Annotated in this window: 21 protein-coding genes, 1 pseudogene and 1 riboswitch; of the genes and pseudogenes, 4 read left to right on the top strand and 18 right to left on the bottom strand. The window is 59.5% G+C overall.

Annotated elements, in window-relative coordinates:
- Positions 1-34: 34 nt before the first annotated feature.
- Together ACB037_RS14360 and ACB037_RS14355 are read right to left on the bottom strand one after the other, a co-directional pair.
- Positions 35-616: a thymidine kinase gene (locus ACB037_RS14360; protein ID WP_010674989.1), complete on the bottom strand. Its 582-nt coding sequence runs from the start codon at positions 614-616 to the stop codon at positions 35-37.
- An 85-nt stretch (positions 617-701) separates the two neighbouring features.
- The gene (locus ACB037_RS14355) at positions 702-2,282 is read right to left on the bottom strand and encodes a Na+/H+ antiporter NhaC family protein (protein WP_151028431.1); all 1,581 of its coding nucleotides are present in this window, start codon (positions 2,280-2,282) and stop codon (positions 702-704) included.
- 87 nt (positions 2,283-2,369) lie between these two features.
- A riboswitch (Lysine riboswitch) is annotated at positions 2,370-2,541 on the bottom strand.
- A gap of 317 nt (positions 2,542-2,858) precedes the next feature.
- Here ACB037_RS14355 and ACB037_RS14350 point away from each other — a divergent pair.
- Positions 2,859-3,257 carry an H-NS family nucleoid-associated regulatory protein gene (locus ACB037_RS14350; protein ID WP_041215041.1) on the top strand — a complete coding sequence of 133 codons (399 nt, stop codon included), beginning with the start codon at positions 2,859-2,861 and terminating at the stop codon, positions 3,255-3,257.
- Positions 3,258-3,336: 79 nt separating this feature from the next.
- On the opposite strand, the gene ACB037_RS14345 is transcribed toward ACB037_RS14350, so the two are convergent.
- The 5 genes and pseudogenes from ACB037_RS14345 to ACB037_RS14325 all read right to left on the bottom strand — a co-directional run bounded on the left by ACB037_RS14345 (position 3,337) and on the right by ACB037_RS14325 (position 6,244).
- Complete coding sequence (locus ACB037_RS14345) at positions 3,337-3,900, bottom strand: cob(I)yrinic acid a,c-diamide adenosyltransferase (RefSeq protein ID WP_045524470.1); 564 nt, start codon at positions 3,898-3,900, stop codon at positions 3,337-3,339.
- Complete coding sequence (locus ACB037_RS14340; RefSeq protein WP_039038687.1) at positions 3,897-4,127, bottom strand: DUF3820 family protein; 231 nt, start codon at positions 4,125-4,127, stop codon at positions 3,897-3,899. Before ACB037_RS14340 ends, ACB037_RS14345 begins: the two co-directional genes overlap by 4 nt.
- Before the next feature lies 1 nt (position 4,128).
- Positions 4,129-4,800, bottom strand: coding sequence for a 7-carboxy-7-deazaguanine synthase QueE (gene queE, locus ACB037_RS14335; protein WP_010674994.1), 672 nt, complete (start codon positions 4,798-4,800; stop codon positions 4,129-4,131).
- A 61-nt stretch (positions 4,801-4,861) separates the two neighbouring features.
- A pseudogene (gene queC / locus ACB037_RS14330) lies at positions 4,862-5,578 on the bottom strand (7-cyano-7-deazaguanine synthase QueC); the annotation flags it as partial.
- Positions 5,579-5,590: 12 nt separating this feature from the next.
- Positions 5,591-6,244: a tRNA-uridine aminocarboxypropyltransferase gene (locus ACB037_RS14325; RefSeq protein ID WP_174213882.1), complete on the bottom strand. Its 654-nt coding sequence runs from the start codon at positions 6,242-6,244 to the stop codon at positions 5,591-5,593.
- On the opposite strand from ACB037_RS14325, the gene rrtA reads away from it, so the two are divergent.
- Positions 6,210-6,788 carry a rhombosortase gene (gene rrtA / locus ACB037_RS14320; protein ID WP_223931729.1) on the top strand — a complete coding sequence of 193 codons (579 nt, stop codon included), beginning with the start codon at positions 6,210-6,212 and terminating at the stop codon, positions 6,786-6,788. The two genes, ACB037_RS14325 and rrtA, sit on opposite strands and share 35 nt — an antisense overlap.
- Positions 6,789-6,874: 86 nt before the next feature.
- Here the strand turns inward: rrtA and pyrF are convergent, their stop codons facing one another.
- From pyrF to cmk, 6 genes are all read right to left on the bottom strand, one after another.
- Complete coding sequence (gene pyrF / locus ACB037_RS14315; protein ID WP_069785130.1) at positions 6,875-7,573, bottom strand: orotidine-5'-phosphate decarboxylase; 699 nt, start codon at positions 7,571-7,573, stop codon at positions 6,875-6,877.
- 121 nt (positions 7,574-7,694) lie between these two features.
- Positions 7,695-8,861: a lipopolysaccharide assembly protein LapB gene (lapB, locus tag ACB037_RS14310; protein ID WP_010674999.1), complete on the bottom strand. Its 1,167-nt coding sequence runs from the start codon at positions 8,859-8,861 to the stop codon at positions 7,695-7,697.
- A 9-nt stretch (positions 8,862-8,870) separates the two neighbouring features.
- Positions 8,871-9,155 carry a LapA family protein gene (locus ACB037_RS14305; protein ID WP_010675000.1) on the bottom strand — a complete coding sequence of 95 codons (285 nt, stop codon included), beginning with the start codon at positions 9,153-9,155 and terminating at the stop codon, positions 8,871-8,873.
- A 156-nt stretch (positions 9,156-9,311) separates the two neighbouring features.
- Positions 9,312-9,596 carry an integration host factor subunit beta gene (gene ihfB / locus ACB037_RS14300; protein ID WP_005299934.1) on the bottom strand — a complete coding sequence of 95 codons (285 nt, stop codon included), beginning with the start codon at positions 9,594-9,596 and terminating at the stop codon, positions 9,312-9,314.
- Between the two features lie 92 nt (positions 9,597-9,688).
- A complete protein-coding gene (gene rpsA / locus ACB037_RS14295) occupies positions 9,689-11,359 on the bottom strand; it encodes a 30S ribosomal protein S1 (protein ID WP_010675001.1) in 1,671 nt (556 codons plus the stop codon).
- Between the two features lie 93 nt (positions 11,360-11,452).
- Complete coding sequence (cmk, locus tag ACB037_RS14290; RefSeq protein ID WP_041215039.1) at positions 11,453-12,145, bottom strand: (d)CMP kinase; 693 nt, start codon at positions 12,143-12,145, stop codon at positions 11,453-11,455.
- Between the two features lie 263 nt (positions 12,146-12,408).
- Between cmk and ribA the strand changes: the two genes are divergently transcribed.
- Positions 12,409-13,002, top strand: coding sequence for a GTP cyclohydrolase II (gene ribA, locus ACB037_RS14285; RefSeq protein ID WP_010675003.1), 594 nt, complete (start codon positions 12,409-12,411; stop codon positions 13,000-13,002).
- 66 nt (positions 13,003-13,068) lie between these two features.
- Here the strand turns inward: ribA and ACB037_RS14280 are convergent, their stop codons facing one another.
- The gene (locus ACB037_RS14280; RefSeq protein ID WP_319860040.1) at positions 13,069-13,971 is read right to left on the bottom strand and encodes a LysR family transcriptional regulator; all 903 of its coding nucleotides are present in this window, start codon (positions 13,969-13,971) and stop codon (positions 13,069-13,071) included.
- 93 nt (positions 13,972-14,064) lie between these two features.
- Here ACB037_RS14280 and ACB037_RS14275 point away from each other — a divergent pair, with 93 nt between their 5' ends.
- A complete protein-coding gene (locus tag ACB037_RS14275) occupies positions 14,065-15,318 on the top strand; it encodes an MFS transporter (protein WP_103243011.1) in 1,254 nt (417 codons plus the stop codon).
- Here the strand turns inward: ACB037_RS14275 and ACB037_RS14270 are convergent.
- The 4 genes from ACB037_RS14270 to ACB037_RS14255 form a co-directional block, all read right to left on the bottom strand.
- Complete coding sequence (locus tag ACB037_RS14270; protein WP_219595829.1) at positions 15,303-15,857, bottom strand: VOC family protein; 555 nt, start codon at positions 15,855-15,857, stop codon at positions 15,303-15,305. The genes ACB037_RS14275 and ACB037_RS14270 overlap by 16 nt on opposite strands.
- Positions 15,851-16,615, bottom strand: a complete 765-nt coding sequence (locus tag ACB037_RS14265) for a hypothetical protein (RefSeq protein WP_010675007.1) — start codon at positions 16,613-16,615, stop codon at positions 15,851-15,853. The genes ACB037_RS14270 and ACB037_RS14265 overlap by 7 nt, the downstream gene beginning before the upstream one ends.
- A gap of 153 nt (positions 16,616-16,768) precedes the next feature.
- Entirely contained in the window at positions 16,769-17,494 is a 726-nt protein-coding gene (gene nfsA, locus ACB037_RS14260) for an oxygen-insensitive NADPH nitroreductase (RefSeq protein WP_371175464.1), read from the bottom strand.
- A 67-nt stretch (positions 17,495-17,561) separates the two neighbouring features.
- The gene (locus ACB037_RS14255) at positions 17,562-19,124 is read right to left on the bottom strand and encodes an AbgT family transporter (RefSeq protein ID WP_045524460.1); all 1,563 of its coding nucleotides are present in this window, start codon (positions 19,122-19,124) and stop codon (positions 17,562-17,564) included.
- Positions 19,125-19,218: the final 94 nt, after the last annotated feature.

Below are 19,218 nucleotides of genomic sequence, written 5' to 3'. Positions count from 1 at the left end.
CTTTGGTGTCCAGGCTGCACGAGCCAGCCACGGGTTACTTGAAGGCCCGCCCTTCCAGATAGTGCTTGCGGCAGAGCGACACATAGCGATCGTTGCCGCCGATCTCCACCTGCTCACCGTCGCGCATCACCTGCCCCGCCTCGTTGACCCGCGAGTTCATGTGGGCCTTGTTGCCGCACCAGCAGATGCTTTTTAGCTCTTCGAACTTGTCCGCCAGACAGAGCAGGTGGTAGGAGCCGGGGAACAGTTCACCGCGAAAATCAGTCTTGAGACCATAGGCAATCACCGGAATGTCCTGCTCGTCGACGATGCGGGCGAGCTGGTAGACCTGCTCACGGGTCAGGAACTGCGCCTCGTCAACGATGAAGACATCGATGTGCCGCTTTGCGTGGCGCGCCTTGACCATCTCGAAGAGATCGCAGCTATCGCTGAACACCTCCACTTTCAGCTCAAGACCGACCCTGGCACTGATGACGCCGGCACCGAAGCGATCGTCGATGGCGGGCGTCATGGCCAGCGGATACATGCCACGCTCCAGATAGTTGAAGTGGGCCTGGATGAGCTGGGTCGATTTGCCTGAGTTCATGGTGGCAAATTTGTAGTGCAGTGAAGCCATGATGGGGTTCCGAAACGGGAGTGATGGGGCGCATGCTAACCAAAGCCCCTGCCAAAACCAAGGGGCCCGCAGGCCCCTTGTTCTCTTATGCGACAGCCACGGCGCTATACGCCCGGGCTTTGCGCAAATGGTAACCGGAGAAGATCAGGAACCAGAGCCCGCTCACGGTGAAACCGGCCAGCGCGGAGTGCATCAGCCCCATCACCAGGTAGCCGAGCGCAGCGCCAAAGGCGATGGCCAGGGCATAGGGCAGCTGGGTCATCACGTGATCAATGTGATGGCAACCGGCCCCGGTGGCAGACAGGATGCTGGTGCTGGAGATGGGGGAGCTGTGATCCCCGAACACGGACCCTGCCAGTACGGCGGCCAGCATGGGTAGCATCAGACTGATGTCGCTGGCGGCCGCCATGTCGCCGGCGAGCGGCAGCATGATGCCGAAGGTACCCCAGCTGGTGCCGGTGGCAAACGCCATGGCGCAGGAGAGCACAAAGACCACGGCGGGCAGCACTTCTACCGGCAGATTGCCATTGGCCAGGGAGGCCAGGTATTTGCCGGTTTCCACATCGCGCACCACGGCGCCGATGGTCCAGGCGAACAGCAGGATGTTGATGGCGGGCAGCATGGCCATGATCCCCTGTGGAGCCGCTTTCATCCAGTTGCTTGCCCCCAGCTTGAGGCGCATGGCCAGACCGATGGAGACCACCAGGCTGCACAGGGCGCCATAGACCAGGGAGGAGCCGACATTGGTGTTCTCGAAGGAGCCGAGCACGCTGAACGGCAGCCCCTTGTCTGCCAGCACCGCAGCCCCGGAGTCAATCATGAAATAGACGGTGGCCAGGGTCAGGGTCAGGATGGGCAGCACCATGTCAATCATGCCGCCATTGCTCTCCTCCGGGCTCTCCATGTCGAGACCGATAGGGCGCCCCTTGGACTCGTCCCACAGCTTGCCCTCCAGTGCCCACTGCTCATGCTGACGCATGGGGCCGATGTCGAGCTGGAAGGCGATCACCACCAGCACCATGATCAGGGTGAACACTGCATAGAGGTTCATGGGGATCATTTCGACGAAGGCGGAGATGGGGCTCTGGTCGGTCAGACCATGAGCCGCCATGATGCCGCCGACGAGGGCGATGATGTAGGCCCCCCAGGAGGAGATCGGCATCAGCACGCAGACCGGCGCGGCGGTGGAGTCCAGCAGATAGGCCAGCTTGGCGCGGGAGATCTGGAAGCGATCGGTCACCGGACGGCAGATGGCACCCACCGACAAGCTGTGGAAGAAGTCGTCGATGAAGAAGGCGAACACCATCAGACCGGTCAGGGACTTGGCACCCTTGCGGGTCTTGGCGCGGCGCTCCGCCCACTCGGCAAACGCCCGGGTCGCACCGGAGACGCTCATCAGACTGATGAGGCCGCCCAGCAGCAACATGAAGAGGATCATGTTGACGTTGTCACGATTGAGCGCACCGTCGACCCAGAAGATCTTGAGCACGGTATCGAGCATGTAATGCAGGGACGCAAGGGGAGAGAACTGGTTGAGCAGCAGGCTGCCTGCGACTATGCCCACCCCCAGCGACACCAGGACGCGGCGGGTGATGATCGCCAGCGCAACGGCCAGCAGGGGGGGAACGACGGACCAACCGGAGTCGGCGTAATGAACGATGTCCATGATCTCTTTGCACCTAAAGACAACAGGTGGAGATCTACCGAGAGGATCAAAGAAACAAAACCCATGGGGAGGGTATACTCCTCAGCCCCTTCAGGTAGCGCTCCATAGTGGATGACTATGGCAGTCCTGCACCTATTAGATGCAGAACCAGCAACCCGGTATGATGGCCTGGTCACTTCGGCGCCGACTCCTTTCATCGAGCATCGCAGGCATCACCCTCCGCTCGGTTACTCATAGGCAGCGCGCCTCTACTTAAAGGTATTCGCGGCACATTTTATCGAGCCGCCGGGTGATAGCAAGTTTTTTGATTAAATTTCAAGGTTTCTGTGGCACCCACATCTTCAAAGATAGTCAAATGGTTCATCAAAGACTCCGCTGGCGATATTTTCATCTGACATGAACCCATTCGAAGATGTTGGCCCGTCAAACGGATAAAAATATCCTTCATACCTATTTCAAGACTTAATTTATCAGCCTAATTAATTATTTTGGCAGGCTTGACTTGGTGCCAAATACCCCTATAAATTATCGAAAAACCAGTTTTTCCCTTAATATTTTGCTCGCGTGGTAGCCAATATGAACGAATTTCTGAAAGTGCTGTTGAATATCCGTAGCCTGCGTGCAGCTTGCCGCGATTTGACGCTGGAACAACTGGAAGAAGGCTTGGAAAAGCTCTCCGCCATCGTCGATGAACGTCGGCAAGATGAATCCGCCGAACGCCAGGCCCGTGAAGAACATCAAAAGAAAATTGCCGAATATGCCGAAATGCTGAAGGCCGCAGGGATCGATCCCGCCGAATTGGTCAACACCGTGGTGCCCGAGAATACCAAGGTCAGCAAACGTGCGCCCCGCCCCGCCAAATATCGTTATCTTGACAATGGCGTGGAAAAAACCTGGACCGGTCAGGGCCGCATGCCCTCGGTCATTGCCAAGGCCGTTGCCGAAGGCAAATCCGTGGAAGCCTTTGCTATCTGACAGCAATATCAGGCCCCTTTCCACAGCAATAAAAAAACCTCGCAAGGCGAGGTTTTTTTATTGCCGCTTCGAGCGGTTGTCAGCCTCTGTCAGCCGCCTTGACCCAGAGGATCTCCGGGGTGCCTGACGATACCAGCAAGTATCGGGCGATGGTGAAAAACCAGTCGCTCAGCCGGTTGAGATAGGGCAAAACAGCCGGATTCACCCGCTCTACGCGGCTCAACCCAAGCAGCAGGCGCTCGCAGCGACGGGTCAGGGTACGCACCACATGTGCCTGGGCCGCCGCCCGCGAACCGCTCGGCAAAATAAAATTGCGCAGCACCGGCAACCCGGCACTGTAGGCATCGATCTGTTGCTCGAGCCTGTTCGTCCAAGCCTCGTTCACCTGCCACAGCGCATCCGTTTGCGATTCACTGGAAAATGCCAGCTCCCCGCCCAGATCAAACAGCTCCTGCTGCAACAATATGAGATCGGCCAGGAGAGTCGTCTCCCCGGCGGGTATTTCAGCCATCAACAAGCCTATTTGGGAATTCAGCTCGTCGATGGCGCCATAGGTCTCGACACGTTTATCGTCTTTGGCCAGGGAAGTGCCATCGGCCAGTCGCGTGAGCCCCTTGTCCCCTTGCCTTGTATATATTCTCATTCTGACATCCTGTTAATAATGGGAATAATCATGGACTCGAGTCCATTGAGCTTTATCTCGTAGGCCAGTGCCAGAGACTGGCCCAGGGTACCGGCCGGAAAACCGCTTCGCGCCATCCATACCAGATAGGGCTCGGGAATATCGATGATGCGCCGCCCCTTGTATTTCCCGTAAGGCATCTTGCTGGCCAGCGTCAGCAAGATGCGCTCATCGCTGAGTCCATCCATATCAATCAATATTCAGGTATTTATGGGTCTGGATGGAGAGTCGCCAGTTACGGGCGATGCAGGTCGCCATGGCCAGCTCCGTGGCCCTGGCTTTCTGGCTGATGGGTTGCAGCGCAATCATCACATCGGGGCGCAGCCGGGCGGTGGCCAGCAAGGCATCCAGCTCCTCGATATGGTGCTCGGTGGCCACCGGGTGCTTGATCTCGTTGGCCCGCTCCAGTGCAGAGACCAGCACCGGCAACCCACCCTTCATGCCGATCTTGGGGGAAACAGTCACCCAGGTCTGCTCATGGGTCAGCACCTCGCTGGTCCCGCTGGTTTCGATCTGCACCTGATAACCCGATGCCACCAGGGCCGAAGAGAGCTCGCGCAAGTCGTAGAGGCAGGGCTCACCACCGGTCAACACCACGTGACGGGCCCGGTAACCGAGCCGGGTAAAGCTGGCCAGGATATCTTCCGTGCTCATCTTGCTCCAGCCGTCGGACTCATTGGAACGATCGAGCACCTCGCCAGGGGCCACCTCACGCTCGGGGTCCACCACCCAGGTGTGGCGGGTATCGCACCAGGGGCAGCCCACCGGGCAGCCCTGAAGGCGAACGAAGATGGCGGGCAGGCCGGTAAATACCCCCTCCCCTTGGATGGTCTGGAAGATCTCGTTGATTGGGTAGTGCATCTTGGTCACGACTTGCTGCAAAAGGGGCGGATTATACCCCAAACCCGGGCTAGGCACAGGCTCAGGATCCGCTTTTCTCGCCCAGTCCGCTCTTCTCGTAAAGTCTGGCACGGATGCCGGTCTTGTCAGCCAGATAGTGATCCAGGCCACGGCGACGCAGCTCGCAGGCCGGACAGGCCCCGCAACCATCTCCTTGGACACCGTTGTAGCAAGTGAGCGTCTGGTGACGTACGGTATCGAGGTGACCGTAATGATCCGCCAGCGCCCAGGTTTCGGCCTTGTCGAGCCACATCAGGGGGGTTTCGAAGCGGATGGGGCGATCCAGCCCCAGGGAGACCGCCTGATTGAGCGCCTTGACGAAGTCGTCGCGGCAATCGGGATAGCCCGAAAAGTCGGTCTCGCACACCCCGGTGATCACCGCTTCGGCACCCACCTGATAGGCATAGATGGCCGCCAGAGTCAGGAACAGGATGTTGCGTCCCGGCACGAAGGTGTTGGGCAGGCCGTTCTCCTGAAGCTCGAAGCTCACCGGTATGTCGTCCCGGGTCAACGCAGAGATGGCCAGCTCCCCGAGCATGGTCACATCCATTACCTTGTGGGCGGCGATCCCGAGCGCCGTCGCCAGATGGCGGGCGGTGTCAATCTCCGCCCGGTGGCGCTGGCCATAATCGAAGGTGATGGCATGCACTTCGTCATAGCGGGCCTGTGCCTGCACCAGACAGGTGGTGCTGTCCTGCCCGCCACTGAAGACCACGACGGCTTTTTTCATGTTTTCACTCCTCTGGGCAACTCAACGGCGGCGGCCTTGTGCAAAGTCATGCCACTGCCGGTTCAAATGGGTAAACAGGGTCATCAGCGGGGCGAAGCGCTCAGGCTCTCCTTCCCACCGGGACAACAGATGGTAGCCCGCCTCCAGGGTGGACAGTGCCTCCTCAAAGGGCTTCTTGCGAATGGAATATTGTCCGGCAATGGCGCCGAGGGTGATCCGCGGCAACCCGAGCAGTGCAGGCGAGCTGTGCAACATGCGATAGGCTTTGCGCCAGGTACCATCGAGGAGGATGAAGTGGGCTCGCACGGTGCGTCCACGCCTCAGGAGATGCTCCCTTGCCTCTATCAGGGTCAGGGCCTCCTCATCGGGCCACAGCACGTAGCACTGGACAGCGGGGTCAGCAAGCAGGGTATTGAGCCCTTCATCGTCGGAAAAGTCCTCCCCCACATGGATGCGCACATCGGTCAGGGACGCAGCCAGCAACGCAGCCGTCCCCTTGGGGTGACCTACTTCGGCAGGGTGTTGCAGAATATGGAGTGCAGCCAGGTTCGGCACCCGCTGAATATAATCGCACAGGCACGCTTTGAGGGCCCGGGTACAGCGTGTACAGTATCGGCTCTCTTTGTCGTTGGGCTGCTTCATGTTGTCAGGAAAATCGGGTCTGCTCTGGGTCATCGCGCTTTCGCTCGTCACTGCCTTGCTCTTTTTCACCGTGCCAAATCATCAGCTCGCCTTCGATCGCGACCTGATCGCCCAGGGCGAAGGGTGGCGCATCATAACAGGCAATCTGGCACACACCAATGGATGGCATTTGCTGCTCAACCTGAGCGGTCTGGCCGTGCTCTACAGCCTGTTTCAGGAGTACCTGACGGGATGGCGCCTGCCCGTGCTGCTGCTGCTGCTGGGAACGGCGGTCGGACTCGGCATCTGGTGGGGCTGCCCGCAAACCCAATGGTACATGGGACTCTCCGGCCTGCTGCACGGCTTGTTCGTATGGGGTGCCATGCAGGACATCCGCTTTCGCCGTCACTCCGGCTGGCTGATGCTAGCGGGCGTCGCCATCAAGCTCGGTGTGGACTTTTACAGTGCCGGCGAGAGCCCTGTCTCCGCCTTGATCGGTGCCAGGGTACACATCGAGTCACACTTCATCGGTGCACTCGCCGGCCTGCTGCTCGGTTTCTTCCCCATTCGTCTGGACGCCCAGGCCGTCCACTCCTGAGCTCCCCATAGGCAAGGCAAGCTCACGGCCAAAATGCAGCAGGCCGGATCTGGGATCCGGCCTGCGCTCATTCGCCCATTACGCCGTTACCGGCAAAGCTCGGCATTGATCGCCCCAAGCACGGCGGCGGGATCCGAGGACTGGGTGATGGGACGCCCGATCACCAGATAATCCGCCCCCGCCTCCACCGCTGCCAGCGGCGTCATGACGCGGCGCTGATCACCGGCAGCCGATCCGCTCGGACGAATGCCCGGCGTCACCAGCTTGAATTCGGCTCCCAGCAGCCCCTTCAGCACACTCGCCTCTTCCGCGGAGCAGACCACACCATCCAGCCCGGCCGTCTTGGCAAGGGTGGCCAGGCGGATCACCTGTTCTGCCGGCGTCACATCCAGACCCAGGGGCGCCATGTCGGACTGCTCCATGCTGGTCAGCACGGTTACCCCGATGAGCAGGGGCGCCTTGTCGCCGTATGGCAGCAACGCCTCTCTGGCGGCACGCATCATGCGTTCGCCACCGCTGGCATGGACATTCACCATCCAGACGCCCAGCTCCGCACTGGCCGCCACCGCCTTGGCGACGGTGTTGGGAATGTCGTGAAATTTCAGATCCAGGAAGACGTCGAACCCCTTGGCCACCAGTTGACGAACGAACTGGGGACCAAACAGGGTAAACATCTCCTTGCCTACCTTGAGGCGGCACTGGGCCGGTGAGATCTGCTCAATGAAGGCAAAGGCGTCGGCTTCGTGCTGATAATCCAGCGCGACCAGTACTTTGGGGTCTTGCATGTCACTTCCTATGGATTGTTATGCCACAGCCAGGCACAGCAGAGCCGGGGCCCGGTTGCACGCTGGCATCTGAAATTCTTGGGTATCCGTGCTCGCCCGGGCGCGCTGGCCTCGCTGGCGTTTACTCTCCATCCAGCCCTCGGATCGGCTTGATGGTGCCCCACTGCCGGCAGGAAGGGCATTGCCAGAACAGCGAATGGGTGGCAAAGCCGCACTGGCGGCACTTGTGGGTCGACTTGATCTTGATCTGCTCACCGACCAACTGTTGCAGCAGCTCCAGGCTCTCCTTGGCAGGCCCCTCCTCGGCACTGGCCAACTGGAAACCGACCAGCTGATAAAACCCCTTCATGGAGGGGTGGCGACGCAGTTGGCGCAGCACCAGCGCACGGGCCTGACTCAACCCATCGCGGGCCTCCACCAGATTGGCCAGCGCCAGGGTCACGCTGACCCCCGCATGATCCTCTACCGCTTTTTCAAGCAGCGGGATCAGCTCCTGGCTGCGACCAAGCTGGCGATAGCATTCGAGCAGTTTTGGCATGGCTTCGGAGGCAAAGTCGATGTCCTGCTCGAACACCCGCAGGAGCTCCTTGGCCGCATCCTCGAACCTGCCCTCCTCCATCGCCAGATCGGCCAGCCGCAGGCTGGCGCGGGCACAGGCCGGGTGGGCACCGAGCGCACGCTTGAGCTTGGCGATGCCCGCAGGCTTGTCGCCATCGCGCAAGGCACTCTCCGCCTGTTCGCAATAGAAGTGGGAAATGGGCTCGGCCAGTTTCTTGCCCTGGAATTTCTGCAGACGCACCGCCACGGCGATGGCATTGTCCCAGTCACGCAACTGCTGATGAATGATCAGGAGCTGTGCCAGAGCCGTCTCTTCGAAATCGCTGTCATCACACAGCTCTTTCCAGAGTGCTTCGGCCCGATCGAGCAATCCGGCAGCCAGAAAGTCACGGGCCAGCTCCTGCAAGGCAAGCTGACGCTGCTCACGGGTCAGCTGACGGGCGACCAGGTTCTGGTGGATCTTGATGGCGCGATCGACCTCGCCCCGTTGACGGAACAGGTTGCCGAGGGAGAGGTGGGTTTCGATGGTTTCGCTGTCGACTTCCAGCAGCTGGATAAAGAGATCCACCGCCTTGTCCGACTCGTCAGAGAGCAAATAGTTGAGGCCCGCCACGTACTGGCGGGAAAACTGGTTACTCTGTTGCTGGGTGTCCTGGCGAACACTCCTGCGGCCCATGTACCAGCCATAACCGGCGGCGATGGGCAACAGCAGGAAAAGCAGTTCAAGCATCGAGGGACATTATTCCTTGGTTGTCGACCGGGCAAGCTCCAACTCGCGAGATTGACGACGCATGGTTCGGTTCAGGGTGCGATTTTGCAGTTTGAGACGCAGGAACAGCAGACCAAATACCAGCCAGCCCAGCAGAAAACCGCCGGCGAAGAAGAACCCCAGCAACATGGAGAGCGAGAACTCCCCCTGGGCGATCAAGTAGTTGAACTGCACCAGCTGACCATTTTGAGAACCGATGGCAAGGGTCAGGACAAACACCAGCACCAGTGGAATGAGGGCCAAGATACGCTTCATGGGAGCTCCCTGTCTGTAGCGAATGAGTGACTGATTATCCTTAAAATCACAGGCAGACTCTAGCGCGAATGGGAAAAGAGTGTGAGAAACCCGACAACGGGCAGACTCCAGAACATAAAAATGAAAAAGGCATACTCAGGTATGCCGTTTTCTGCATTATTCGATGATGTTGACGCGTTCGCGCAACTCTTTGCCAGGTTTGAAGTGCGGGACATATTTCCCGGTCAGTTCAACCTTGTCCCCGGTCTTGGGGTTGCGACCCACGCGGGGCGCACGATAGTGCAGCGAGAAACTGCCAAATCCTCGGATTTCAATCCGGTCGCCGTTTTGCAAGGTCGATGCCATCTGCTCAAGGATCTCCTTGATAGCGGCTTCGACATCCTTGGCCGGCATATGCATGCGGCTGGCTGCCAGTTGTTCGATGAGATCTGATTTGGTCATAAGGTTAAATCTCCTTCCCCGATCACATGCAATAATCATTTTGCCAAGATAAAAAAGGGCGGCGCAATGCCGCCCTTTTCTTGCATCAAGGATTACTCACCCTTGGCGGCTTTGAACGCTTCCATCATGGCATTGCTGAACACAACTTCTTCTTGTTGGTTCAGGCTGTCGATGGCAACACGCTCATCAGCCTCGTCCTTGGCACGGACAGACAGGCTTACGGTACGGTTCTTGCGATCAACGCCCATGAATTTGGCTTCAACTTCGTCACCAACAGACAGCACCAGAGTGGCGTCTTCTACGCGGTCACGAGCAGCGTCGGAGGCACGCAGGTAGCCTTCTACGCCGTCAGCCAGTTCGATCACGGCACCCTTGGCATCAACCTCGGTAACCTTGCCCTTCACAATAGCACCTTTCTTGTTGTCAGACAGGTACTTATTGAACGGGTCTTCTTCGATCTGCTTGACGCCCAGGGAGATGCGCTCACGCTCCGGGTCCACTTGCAGAACAACGGCTTCGATCTCGTCGCCCTTCTTGAATTCACGCACGGCTTCTTCGCCCTGGTTGTTCCAGGAGATGTCAGACAGGTGAACCAGGCCGTCGATGCCGCCATCCAGACCGATGAAGATACCGAAGTCAGTGATGGACTTGATCTTGCCGGAAACACGGTCGCCCTTGGCGTGAGTTTCGGCAAACAGCTGCCACGGGTTGGATTTGCACTGCTTCAGACCCAGGGAGATACGACGACGCTCTTCGTCGATGTCCAGAACCATCACGTCAACCACGTCGCCAACGTTGACAACCTTGGACGGGTGGATGTTCTTGTTGGTCCAATCCATCTCGGATACGTGTACCAGGCCTTCAACGCCTTCTTCGATTTCAACGAAGCAGCCGTAGTCGGTCAGGTTGGTCACGCGGCCAGACAGACGGGTGGTCTCCGGGTAACGCTTGGCGATAGCAACCCAGGGATCTTCGCCCAGCTGCTTCAGGCCCAGGGATACACGGGTACGCTCGCGGTCGAACTTCAGAACCTTGACAGCGATCTCGTCGCCAACGTTGACGATTTCGGAAGGATGCTTAACGCGCTTCCACGCCATGTCGGTGATGTGCAGCAGGCCGTCAACACCGCCCAGATCTACGAATGCACCGTAGTCGGTCAGGTTCTTGACGATACCCTTAACTTCTTGACCTTCTTGCAGGTTGGCCAGCAGGCTTTCACGCTCGGAGGTGTTCTCGGTCTCGATCACGGCACGACGGGAAACCACAACGTTGTTGCGCTTCTGGTCCAGCTTGATGACTTTGAACTCGAGTTCTTTGTTTTCCAGGTGAGCGGTGTCACGGATCGGACGCACGTCAACCAGAGAACCCGGCAGGAAGGCACGGATGCCGTTCAGCTCAACGGTGAAACCACCCTTGACCTTGCCGTTGATGATACCGATAACGGTAGCTTGCTCTTCGTAAGCTTTTTCAAGCTGCAGCCAGGCTTCGTGGCGCTTGGCTTTTTCGCGGGACAGCTTGGTTTCGCCGAAACCATCTTCGATAGAGTCCAGAGCCACGTCAACGGAGTCACCTACGTTGATTTCCAGCTCGCCCATGGCGTTCTTGAATTCTTCAGCCGGGATAGCAGACTCGGATTTCAGACCGGCATCAACCAGTACGAAACCGTTCTCGATAGCAACGACAGTGCCCTTGACGATGGAACCTTGACGGGTTTCAACGGCGTTCAGGGACTCTTCAAAGAGTTGAGCAAAAGATTCGATCATTGTTTATGTCACAAATGAAACATCCACTTGCAATCCGGCACAAGCGGGGTTGTTTTAAATTATCTGCGCCATCCTTGGTGCAGACGACTGACATCAGTTTGCGCTGACATCACCAAGTTGTTGCTCTGCATAGGCAAGCACCGTTGCCAGCACTTCATCTATGGTCATGGACGTTGAGTCTACAACAAGAGCATCTTCCGCGGGTTTCAGAGGAGCGACGGCGCGATTTCTGTCGCGATCGTCACGTTCCCGAATCTCGGTTAAAAGACGCTCAAAGTTAACATCAAAGCCCTTATCTTGCAACTGCTTATAGCGACGCTGGGCCCGCTCCTCGGCGCTGGCGTCGAGGAAAATCTTCACATCCGCCTCGGGGAAAACCACTGTACCCATGTCGCGACCGTCGGCGATGAGACCGGGGGCTTGGCGAAATGCTCGCTGGCGACGCAGCAGGGCTTCACGTACCCGGGGAAACGCCGCGATTTTGCTGGCCGCGTTGCCCACTTCTTCAGTACGAATGGTGCGGGAAACATCCTCCCCTTCGAGGATCACCTTGACCAGCTCCCCTTCCACCTGGAATTGCACATCCAGATTGGCGGCCAGGGGAACCAATGCGGCTTCGGAATCGAGCTCCACATCGTGATGCAGGGCTGCCAGGGAGAGCACCCGGTAGATGGCACCGGAATCGAGCAGGTGCCAGCCCAGTTTTTCAGCCAGCAACTGGCACAAGGTGCCTTTTCCTGCTCCACTTGGGCCATCAATAGTCATCACGGGGGCCATCTGAGCCATAACGTTTCTCCTGCGCACTCGGCATCTTGACTGGTTGCACACATCCCTGTCGGGATGGGTTAATGGGCGCCGATTATACCCGAATGCGCCGTCGCTGGCAGTTGTCAGGGCACACAATTGCGCAAAAGTCGTCGTGATTGCACCTATTCTGACCAATCGGGTTAACCCACTTCTCACGCAAGGTTTTGTTCTTATGGTTGTTCCGGACAATGCGCGCTAAACTGGCCGCCCTTTTTTAAGCAGCTGTAGTCAGGAGCAACCATATGAGCAGCGTTACCCTCGTGGCCAAATCCAAGTTGCCGACCCCCTGGGGCACTTTCACGCTGGTTGGTTTTCAGGAAACCGGCACGGGCAAGGATCATGCCGCGCTGGTGATGGGCGATATCGCAGACGGCGAACCCGTGCTGGGACGCATTCATTCCGAGTGTCTGACCGGGGATGCCCTGTTCAGTCTGCGTTGTGACTGCGGCTTCCAATTGCAGGCCGCGCTGGAAAACATCGCCAAGGCGGGCCGCGGCGTCCTGCTGTATGTCCGTCAGGAAGGGCGAGGCATCGGCTTGCTCAACAAGATCCGGGCCTATCATCTGCAGGATCAGGGGGCCGATACCGTGGAGGCCAACGTGGCGCTTGGCTTTGCCGCCGACATGCGCGACTACACCATCTGTGCCGACATGCTCAAGGCGCTCGAGGTCAAGTCCCTGCGCCTGATGACCAACAACCCGCGCAAGTTGAAGGCGATGGAATCCTTTGGCATCCCGGTGGCGGAGCGCGTGCCCCTTCAGGAAGGTCGCAATCCCCACAACGAGTTTTATCTCTCCACCAAGGCAAACAAGCTGGATCACCTGTTCAAGAAATAAGGCTGCATCCACCTTGTCAGCATACGCCTCCAGATTGGAGGCGTTTTTATTGGTGATACCACTCAATCATTCAGTATTTGTAGCGCAATGGTGAGAAATATCCCTTTGTGACAGCAAAAAATCCCGCAATGCCCGGTTCGCCATGGAGAGCGGATCCCCCTGTCGCCAGGCTACGCAGAGATCCAGGAAGATGGGGGGTGAAAAAGGGATGCCGGTGAGGGCCGGCTCCTCTTCCAGCGCCATGCGCAGGAAGGTGGTCACGGCGAATCCCTGACGCACCACCGCCTTGAGCAGCGGGATGAGATTGCTTTCGAACGCGATGTCAGGCTCTACCCCCAACCCCTGCGCCAACACCTCCATATGTTCCCTGTGGTAGAAGCCTCGCCGGAACATGGCGAGCTCCTGGCCGAAGAACTGTGGCAGCGAGACCGACTCAGCGCCGCGCAGCGGGTGCTCCTCCCCCACCACCATCAGCATCTCTTCCCGCAGCAGTTGCGCCCCCTCGAGGGCCGGTGGCAGATCGCTGGTGATGAGGATGGCGAGATCCAGACTGCCATCCACCATGCGGCTGAGCAGCTCCCGGGTGCCCGCCTCCTCCACCCGGATCTTCAAGCCGGGGTAGCGATGCTTGAACGCCATCAGGATTGGCGGGAAGTAATAGGATCCCATCATGTAGGGGATGCCGATGCGCACCTCCCCCCGTTCCAGCCCCTTGAGCTCGGCCATCTCGGCCTCGGCCTGGTGCATCTGGCGCAGCAGCCGTTCGGCGTGGCGGCAAAGGACCTCTCCCTCCGGGGTGAGGCGCACGCTGCGGTCCTGCCGGTCAAACAGCCGCAGATCGAGCTGCTGCTCCAGCTTGGCGATGGCCATGCTGACGGCAGGCTGGGCCACGTTCAGCCCCTGGGCCGCCCTGGTGAAGGAGCCGGCATCGCGCACCGCCAGCAGGTATCCGAGCTGTTTCAGGTCCATATCAATTTCATTTATCAGGGTGATAACTTAAATATATTATATTTATACGTTTCGTCGCACTACCCTGCACAAAAGTCGTCGGGACAACTCCATATGATCGAAGTAGGCAGTCGCGAATGGATACGCGCCACCCTGGCCCTCAGCCTGGGCTCCTTCCTGGTATTCCTCAATCTCTACCAGACCCATCCCCTGCTGCCGCTCCTGGCAGAGGTTTTCTCGGTCAGCGCCTTGTCCGCCAGCTGGACGCTGGCAGGCTGTACCGCAGGGCTGGCAGGCTCCCTGCTCGTCTGTGCCCGTCTGGCTGATCGGTTCGGACGGCGGCGGATCATGCTGTGGACCCTGGCGGCCGCCATCCTGCTCTCCCTGTGCATCCCCTGGGTCACCCACTTTGATGTGCTGGTGAGCCTGCGCATCCTGCAAGGCGTCCTGCTGGCAGGGCTGCCCGCCACCGCCATTGCCTACATGGGGGAAGAGTTCAGCAAACGTGCCCTGATCGTAGCCGTCGGCGTCTATATCGCGGCCAACTCCCTGGGGGGCATCGCGGGCCGGGTGGTCGGCGGTCTGCTGGCTGGCTGGTTTGGTGACTGGCAGCACACCTTCCTCGGCATCGGGATCATCAGCCTCGCCCTGCTGCCACTGGTTATCTGGCTGCTGCCCGCCCAGCGCTGCTTCGTGGCCGTGGAGGCAGCGCCTGGGCAACTGCGCCGCGCCATCCAGAGCCACCTTGGCAACCCCTTGCTGGTGGGGGCCTATCTCATCGGCGGCCTCAACTTCATGGTCTTCCTGAACCAGTACAGCTATCTCACCTTCCTGCTGGCCAAGGCCCCCTTCTCCCTGCCGACCCAGTGGCTCGGCATGCTGTTTCTGACCTACCTCACCGGCACCGTCGCCTCTTCACTGAGCGGCCGCGGGGCCCATCGCTGGGGAGCACAACGTCTGCTGCTGGCGGGAATAACCTTGATGGCACTCGGCAGCCTGGCCCTGTTGCAGGGGAGCCTTGTCGCCATCATCGGGGGATTGCTTGTCTCGAGCTTCGGCTTCTTCCTGGCCCACGCCTGTGCCAGCGCCTGGGTCGGCCAGCACGTGGAGCACAACCGGGCGCTCGCCTCGTCGCTCTATCTGGTGGGGTATTACCTGGGGGCCAGTCTGGGCGGGCTTTATCTGCATCCCTTCTGGGAGCAAGGGGGGCTATGGGGTCTGGTGCTCGGCATCGAGCTGGTGTTGATGATCACCGCCGGGTTGAGCCTCTGGCTCGGTCACTTGAAAGGACGTGTGGCGCCCGCTTGTGCGTTGACGCCACAGGATCAGGCTCCCGTCAACGGGCCCTTCCCTCACAGACCGTCATAATAGTCCGCCGGTACCGGCACCACGGCGCCGGTGCAGAGCTCTTCGTCGATCACCTCCTCAAGCGGGCGCAGATGAAACTTGATCTGCCCAGAGGGCAGCATCAATCCTATATCCGGATTGCGTCCGTCATCGATGTTGCCGGTCTTGAAGGGGACATCCGGATGCCTCGTCACCAAGGTCGTGAGCGAGGGCACCACCAGCTCGATATGTTCGAGCCCGGCCTGATGGCTTCGACCCGCCTTGGGGGCGGCCAGTTCGATGCAGGGGACGGTCACCTGCTCCCAGCAGACAGGCTGGTGCAAGCGATAGGTGGCGATGGGACGACCGCCTATCATCCCCTCCACCAGCAAGACTCCGTGGGCGGCCAGCACCGCTTTCAACTCCAGATATTCCGGCAGGGTGGCGGCGCGGTAGCAGAGGTGATCCACCACGGGGGAGTCCTTGACTCCCATGACGGCATGCATTTCCGTGAGCAGTTGGCAAACAAATGGGGCCATGGGCCCCAGTGTGGAATCCAGTGGATGTGACATGATCACCATTTCTTCTTAGGTTGGAACAGGACGTCCAGTTCGTCCGTCTCTTTGTCCTTGATGTTTTGCAGCTCCTTCTCGCTGTGCTGCTGCAGGTGTTCTTCCAGCTGGCGCATCCCCTGACGCATGTCCTCTTCCCGCGCCAGCAGGTAGGGATCCTTGTCGGTGACATTGGCCAGCGCCCCCAGTCCCTTGGTGTAGAGCTGGCGGCAGGTGCCGTACTGCCCCTGGATCTGGGCATCCATGGCCCGCTTGAGCAGGTTGGCGATGTTGATCTTGAGCTGCATCAGCTCGAGGCGGCGATCCTCCTGGGCAAAGCCCTGAGGATCTATCTTGCCCTTGTTGTGCTCGACCCGCAGCACGGCCCGCATCTTCTTGGCCAGTTGCAGCATCTGGATGGCCTGGCGGTCGGACTCCGGCGTCTTGAAATGCCCCTCGTCCTGGCTGCTGTAGTTCTCCTGCACGTTCTTGATCTGGAGCTGGACGTCGGCGATGCGCTGCTTGACCTGCGCATTGGGCATCACCAGCGCGATGGCGCGGTAGGCATCCAGGATCCGGTGTTGCAACAGCAGCACCATGTTTTTGGAAAAGGGCACCAGGTTGACGTTCAGCAACACCTCTTCGGTCTCGTCTGCCACCGCCTTGTGACGGGCAATGGCCTGGCGCTTGTCCGATTCGGCCTTCTGCTTGTATTGCTGCACCACGTTATAGGCGATGACCAGAAACAGGAGTGCGCCGATTGACAGCAATATCAGGGTTAAAATCATAGGGTGTTCACACTCCAGTCCCAATCCAATTGCGAGATCCTACAACAGCTTAGCCTCATAGGGTAGCGCCCAGATCCCGTATTGCCTCACAAGAACGCTCGCAGGCGGTGACCGCATCCGGTGCGTCTTGCTCCATATCGCCCGCCGCCCCCATTACTTGAGGCAAAAACCCTTCGACTGCAGGAATCCCAGCATGAAGGGCCTCGCCTCCTTGCCCAGGATCCCCCTGATCTGCCCGCTCCAGGTCTGATCCTTGTTGTTGCTGCTGCGGGCCTGGTAGTAGTCGTGGATCTGCCCGTCGTACCTGGCCAGCAGGGCGCGGTCCAGGGTGGCAGGATAGCGGTTCTCGTGCACCATCAGCGCCCGGGGCAGCCGCGGTTTTTGCTCCGGCCGCTGGGCGGGATGACCCAGGCAGAGGCCAAACAGCGGGATCACCTGATGGGGCAGACCCAGCACCTCGCTCACCTCGGCCGGATTGTTGCGAATGCCGCCGATATAGACCCCGCCCAGCCCAAGTGACTGGGCCGCCAGCAAGGCATTTTGCGCCATCAGGGCGCCGTCGATGGCCCCGATCATGAGCTGCTCCACAAAGCCGGTGCGGGCCTCCGGCACTATCTGGCTATGACGATGGTAGTCGGCACAAAACACCAGAAACTCCGCCGCTTCGACCACATAGGCCTGATGACCGGCCAGCTCCGCCAGGGTGGCCCGCAGCCCCTTGTCGGTGACCCGGATGATGCTGTTGGCCTGGAGGAAGCTGGAGCTCGCGGCGCTCTGGGCGGCGCTCAGGATCTGATCCAGCTGCTCTGCGCTGACGGGCTCTGGGGTGAACTGGCGAATGGAGCGATGGGAAAGAATGAGATCGATGGTCGGGTTCATGGTACCTCCGGGATGAAGGTCACACTCTACCCAAAAAAAGCGGGGGGCCCAAGGCCCCCCGTCACCCTCAAGGGGCAGGATAGACATAGGGGGCCTGCAACCCAAGCGGGAACCCCAGCGCCCAGTAGATCACCAGGAAGCCCGTCCAGCTCACCAGGAAGGCCAGGGAGTAAGGCAACATCATGGAGACCAGGGTGCCGATGCCTGTGCTCTTCACATACTGTTGGCAATAGACCACCACCAGGGGGAAGAAGACCATCAGCGGGGTGATGATGTTGGAGGCGGAATCCCCCACCCGATACGCGGCCTGAGTCAGCTCAGGCGAAATCCCCACCGCCATCAGCATGGGCACCAGGATGGGGCTGATGAGGGCCCACTTGGCGGAGGCCGAGCCCACCACCAGGTTGACGGTGGCCGTCAGCAGTATGATGCCGACGATGGTCACCTCTCCCGGCAACGCCAGGGCGTGAAGCACCTCGGCACCGGAGAGCGCCAGCAGGGTACCGAGGTTGGAATCCCCGAACGCCTTGATGAAGAGGGCGCAGAAGAAGGCCATCACCATGTAGGAGCCCATCTTGTTCATGGTGGCCGACATGGCGTCGATCACATCCTTGCCGCTCTTGAAGCTGCCGGCGACAAAGCCATAGACGATCCCGGGCAGGATGAAGAGCAGGAAAATGAGGGGCACGATGGACTTCATCACCGGCGCGGCGAAGGTGGTGAGGGAACCGTCCGGTGCCCTCATCGGCGAGTCGCCGGGGGCCAGCGCCAGCCCCAGCAGCACCACGGCCGCCAGCATGGCGAACCCGGCCCAGTTGAAGGCTCGGCTTTCCTGAGCGCTGTAACGACCCATCTCGTCGGCGCTCTCCAGATCCTCGTTGAGAGGCACCTGCTTGAGGCGCGGTTCGACAATCTTCTCGGTGACAAACCAGCCCACGCAGATGATCAGCAAGGAAGAAGCGCCAGTGAAGATGATATTGCACAGGGTGTTGACCATGTAGTCAGGGTCGAACAACTGGGCTGCAGACTGGGTGAAACCCTGAAGCAGAGCATCCCCGCCGGAGGGCAGGAAGTTGGCGGCAAACCCGCCGGAAACCCCGGCAAAGGCTGCGGCAATCCCCGCCAGCGGGTGGCGACCCGCCGCATGGAAGATGATGCCGCCAATGGGGATCACCAGCACATAGCCCGCATCGGCGGCGGTATGGCTGACGATGGCCACCAGGATCAGCATGGGGGTCAGAAAGCGCGCCGGCGTCACCTTGAGCAGCTTCTTGAGCCCGGTGTTGATGAAACCGGACTGTTCAGCCACCCCGACCCCCAGCATGGCCACCAGCACGATGCCAAGGGGAGCAAACCCGGTGAACGTGGTGACCATGCTGGCGAGAAAGTCCGCCAGCCCTGCCCCGGTCAACAGGTTGTTGATGACCACGGCCTCTCCGGTGCGGGGATTGACCAGATCGAAGGAGAACTGGGAGCCTATCCAGGAGCCGACCCAGACGATCAGCAAGGCATAGAGGAAGAGCATGGCGGGATCCGGCAGCTTGTTGCCCGCCTTCTCGACCCCGTTCAGAAAGCGGTTCAACCAGCCGTTGGGAGGGGCCGGACGCTCGTTCACTGCAGCTTGACTCATTATGGTGATACTCCATTACCAAGGAATGAGCGCGCATACTAGCGATAACGTCTAATGGATCCCATGATATGAGACAAAAATTCGATTAATTATG

The sequence above is a fragment of the Aeromonas sp. S19(2024) genome, from assembly GCF_041402625.1.
GTDB lineage: Bacteria > Pseudomonadota > Gammaproteobacteria > Enterobacterales > Aeromonadaceae > Aeromonas > Aeromonas caviae.
Note: the sequence above shows the minus strand (reverse complement) of the source record. Positions and strands in the feature narration are given on the sequence as shown.

Coding starts and splice junctions, on each gene's coding strand:
- nfsA (WP_371175464.1), bottom strand. CDS start 17,494: ATGAACCCGACCATCGATCTCATTCTTTCCCATCGCTCCATTCGCCAG.
- ihfB (WP_005299934.1), bottom strand. CDS start 9,596: ATGACCAAATCAGATCTCATCGAACAACTGGCAGCCAGCCGCATGCAT.
- pyrF (WP_069785130.1), bottom strand. CDS start 7,573: ATGCAAGACCCCAAAGTACTGGTCGCGCTGGATTATCAGCACGAAGCC.
- ACB037_RS14355 (WP_151028431.1), bottom strand. CDS start 2,282: ATGGACATCGTTCATTACGCCGACTCCGGTTGGTCCGTCGTTCCCCCC.
- ACB037_RS14340 (WP_039038687.1), bottom strand. CDS start 4,127: ATGGATGGACTCAGCGATGAGCGCATCTTGCTGACGCTGGCCAGCAAG.
- lapB (WP_010674999.1), bottom strand. CDS start 8,861: ATGCTTGAACTGCTTTTCCTGCTGTTGCCCATCGCCGCCGGTTATGGC.
- ACB037_RS14255 (WP_045524460.1), bottom strand. CDS start 19,124: ATGAGTCAAGCTGCAGTGAACGAGCGTCCGGCCCCTCCCAACGGCTGG.
- ACB037_RS14265 (WP_010675007.1), bottom strand. CDS start 16,615: ATGATTTTAACCCTGATATTGCTGTCAATCGGCGCACTCCTGTTTCTG.
- queE (WP_010674994.1), bottom strand. CDS start 4,800: ATGCACTACCCAATCAACGAGATCTTCCAGACCATCCAAGGGGAGGGG.
- ACB037_RS14350 (WP_041215041.1), top strand. CDS start 2,859: ATGAACGAATTTCTGAAAGTGCTGTTGAATATCCGTAGCCTGCGTGCA.
- ACB037_RS14270 (WP_219595829.1), bottom strand. CDS start 15,857: ATGGTGATCATGTCACATCCACTGGATTCCACACTGGGGCCCATGGCC.
- ribA (WP_010675003.1), top strand. CDS start 12,409: ATGAGCAGCGTTACCCTCGTGGCCAAATCCAAGTTGCCGACCCCCTGG.
- cmk (WP_041215039.1), bottom strand. CDS start 12,145: ATGGCTCAGATGGCCCCCGTGATGACTATTGATGGCCCAAGTGGAGCA.
- ACB037_RS14345 (WP_045524470.1), bottom strand. CDS start 3,900: ATGAGAATATATACAAGGCAAGGGGACAAGGGGCTCACGCGACTGGCC.
- ACB037_RS14360 (WP_010674989.1), bottom strand. CDS start 616: ATGGCTTCACTGCACTACAAATTTGCCACCATGAACTCAGGCAAATCG.
- ACB037_RS14275 (WP_103243011.1), top strand. CDS start 14,065: ATGATCGAAGTAGGCAGTCGCGAATGGATACGCGCCACCCTGGCCCTC.
- ACB037_RS14280 (WP_319860040.1), bottom strand. CDS start 13,971: ATGGACCTGAAACAGCTCGGATACCTGCTGGCGGTGCGCGATGCCGGC.
- ACB037_RS14325 (WP_174213882.1), bottom strand. CDS start 6,244: ATGACCCAGAGCAGACCCGATTTTCCTGACAACATGAAGCAGCCCAAC.
- rpsA (WP_010675001.1), bottom strand. CDS start 11,359: ATGATCGAATCTTTTGCTCAACTCTTTGAAGAGTCCCTGAACGCCGTT.
- rrtA (WP_223931729.1), top strand. CDS start 6,210: ATGTTGTCAGGAAAATCGGGTCTGCTCTGGGTCATCGCGCTTTCGCTC.
- ACB037_RS14305 (WP_010675000.1), bottom strand. CDS start 9,155: ATGAAGCGTATCTTGGCCCTCATTCCACTGGTGCTGGTGTTTGTCCTG.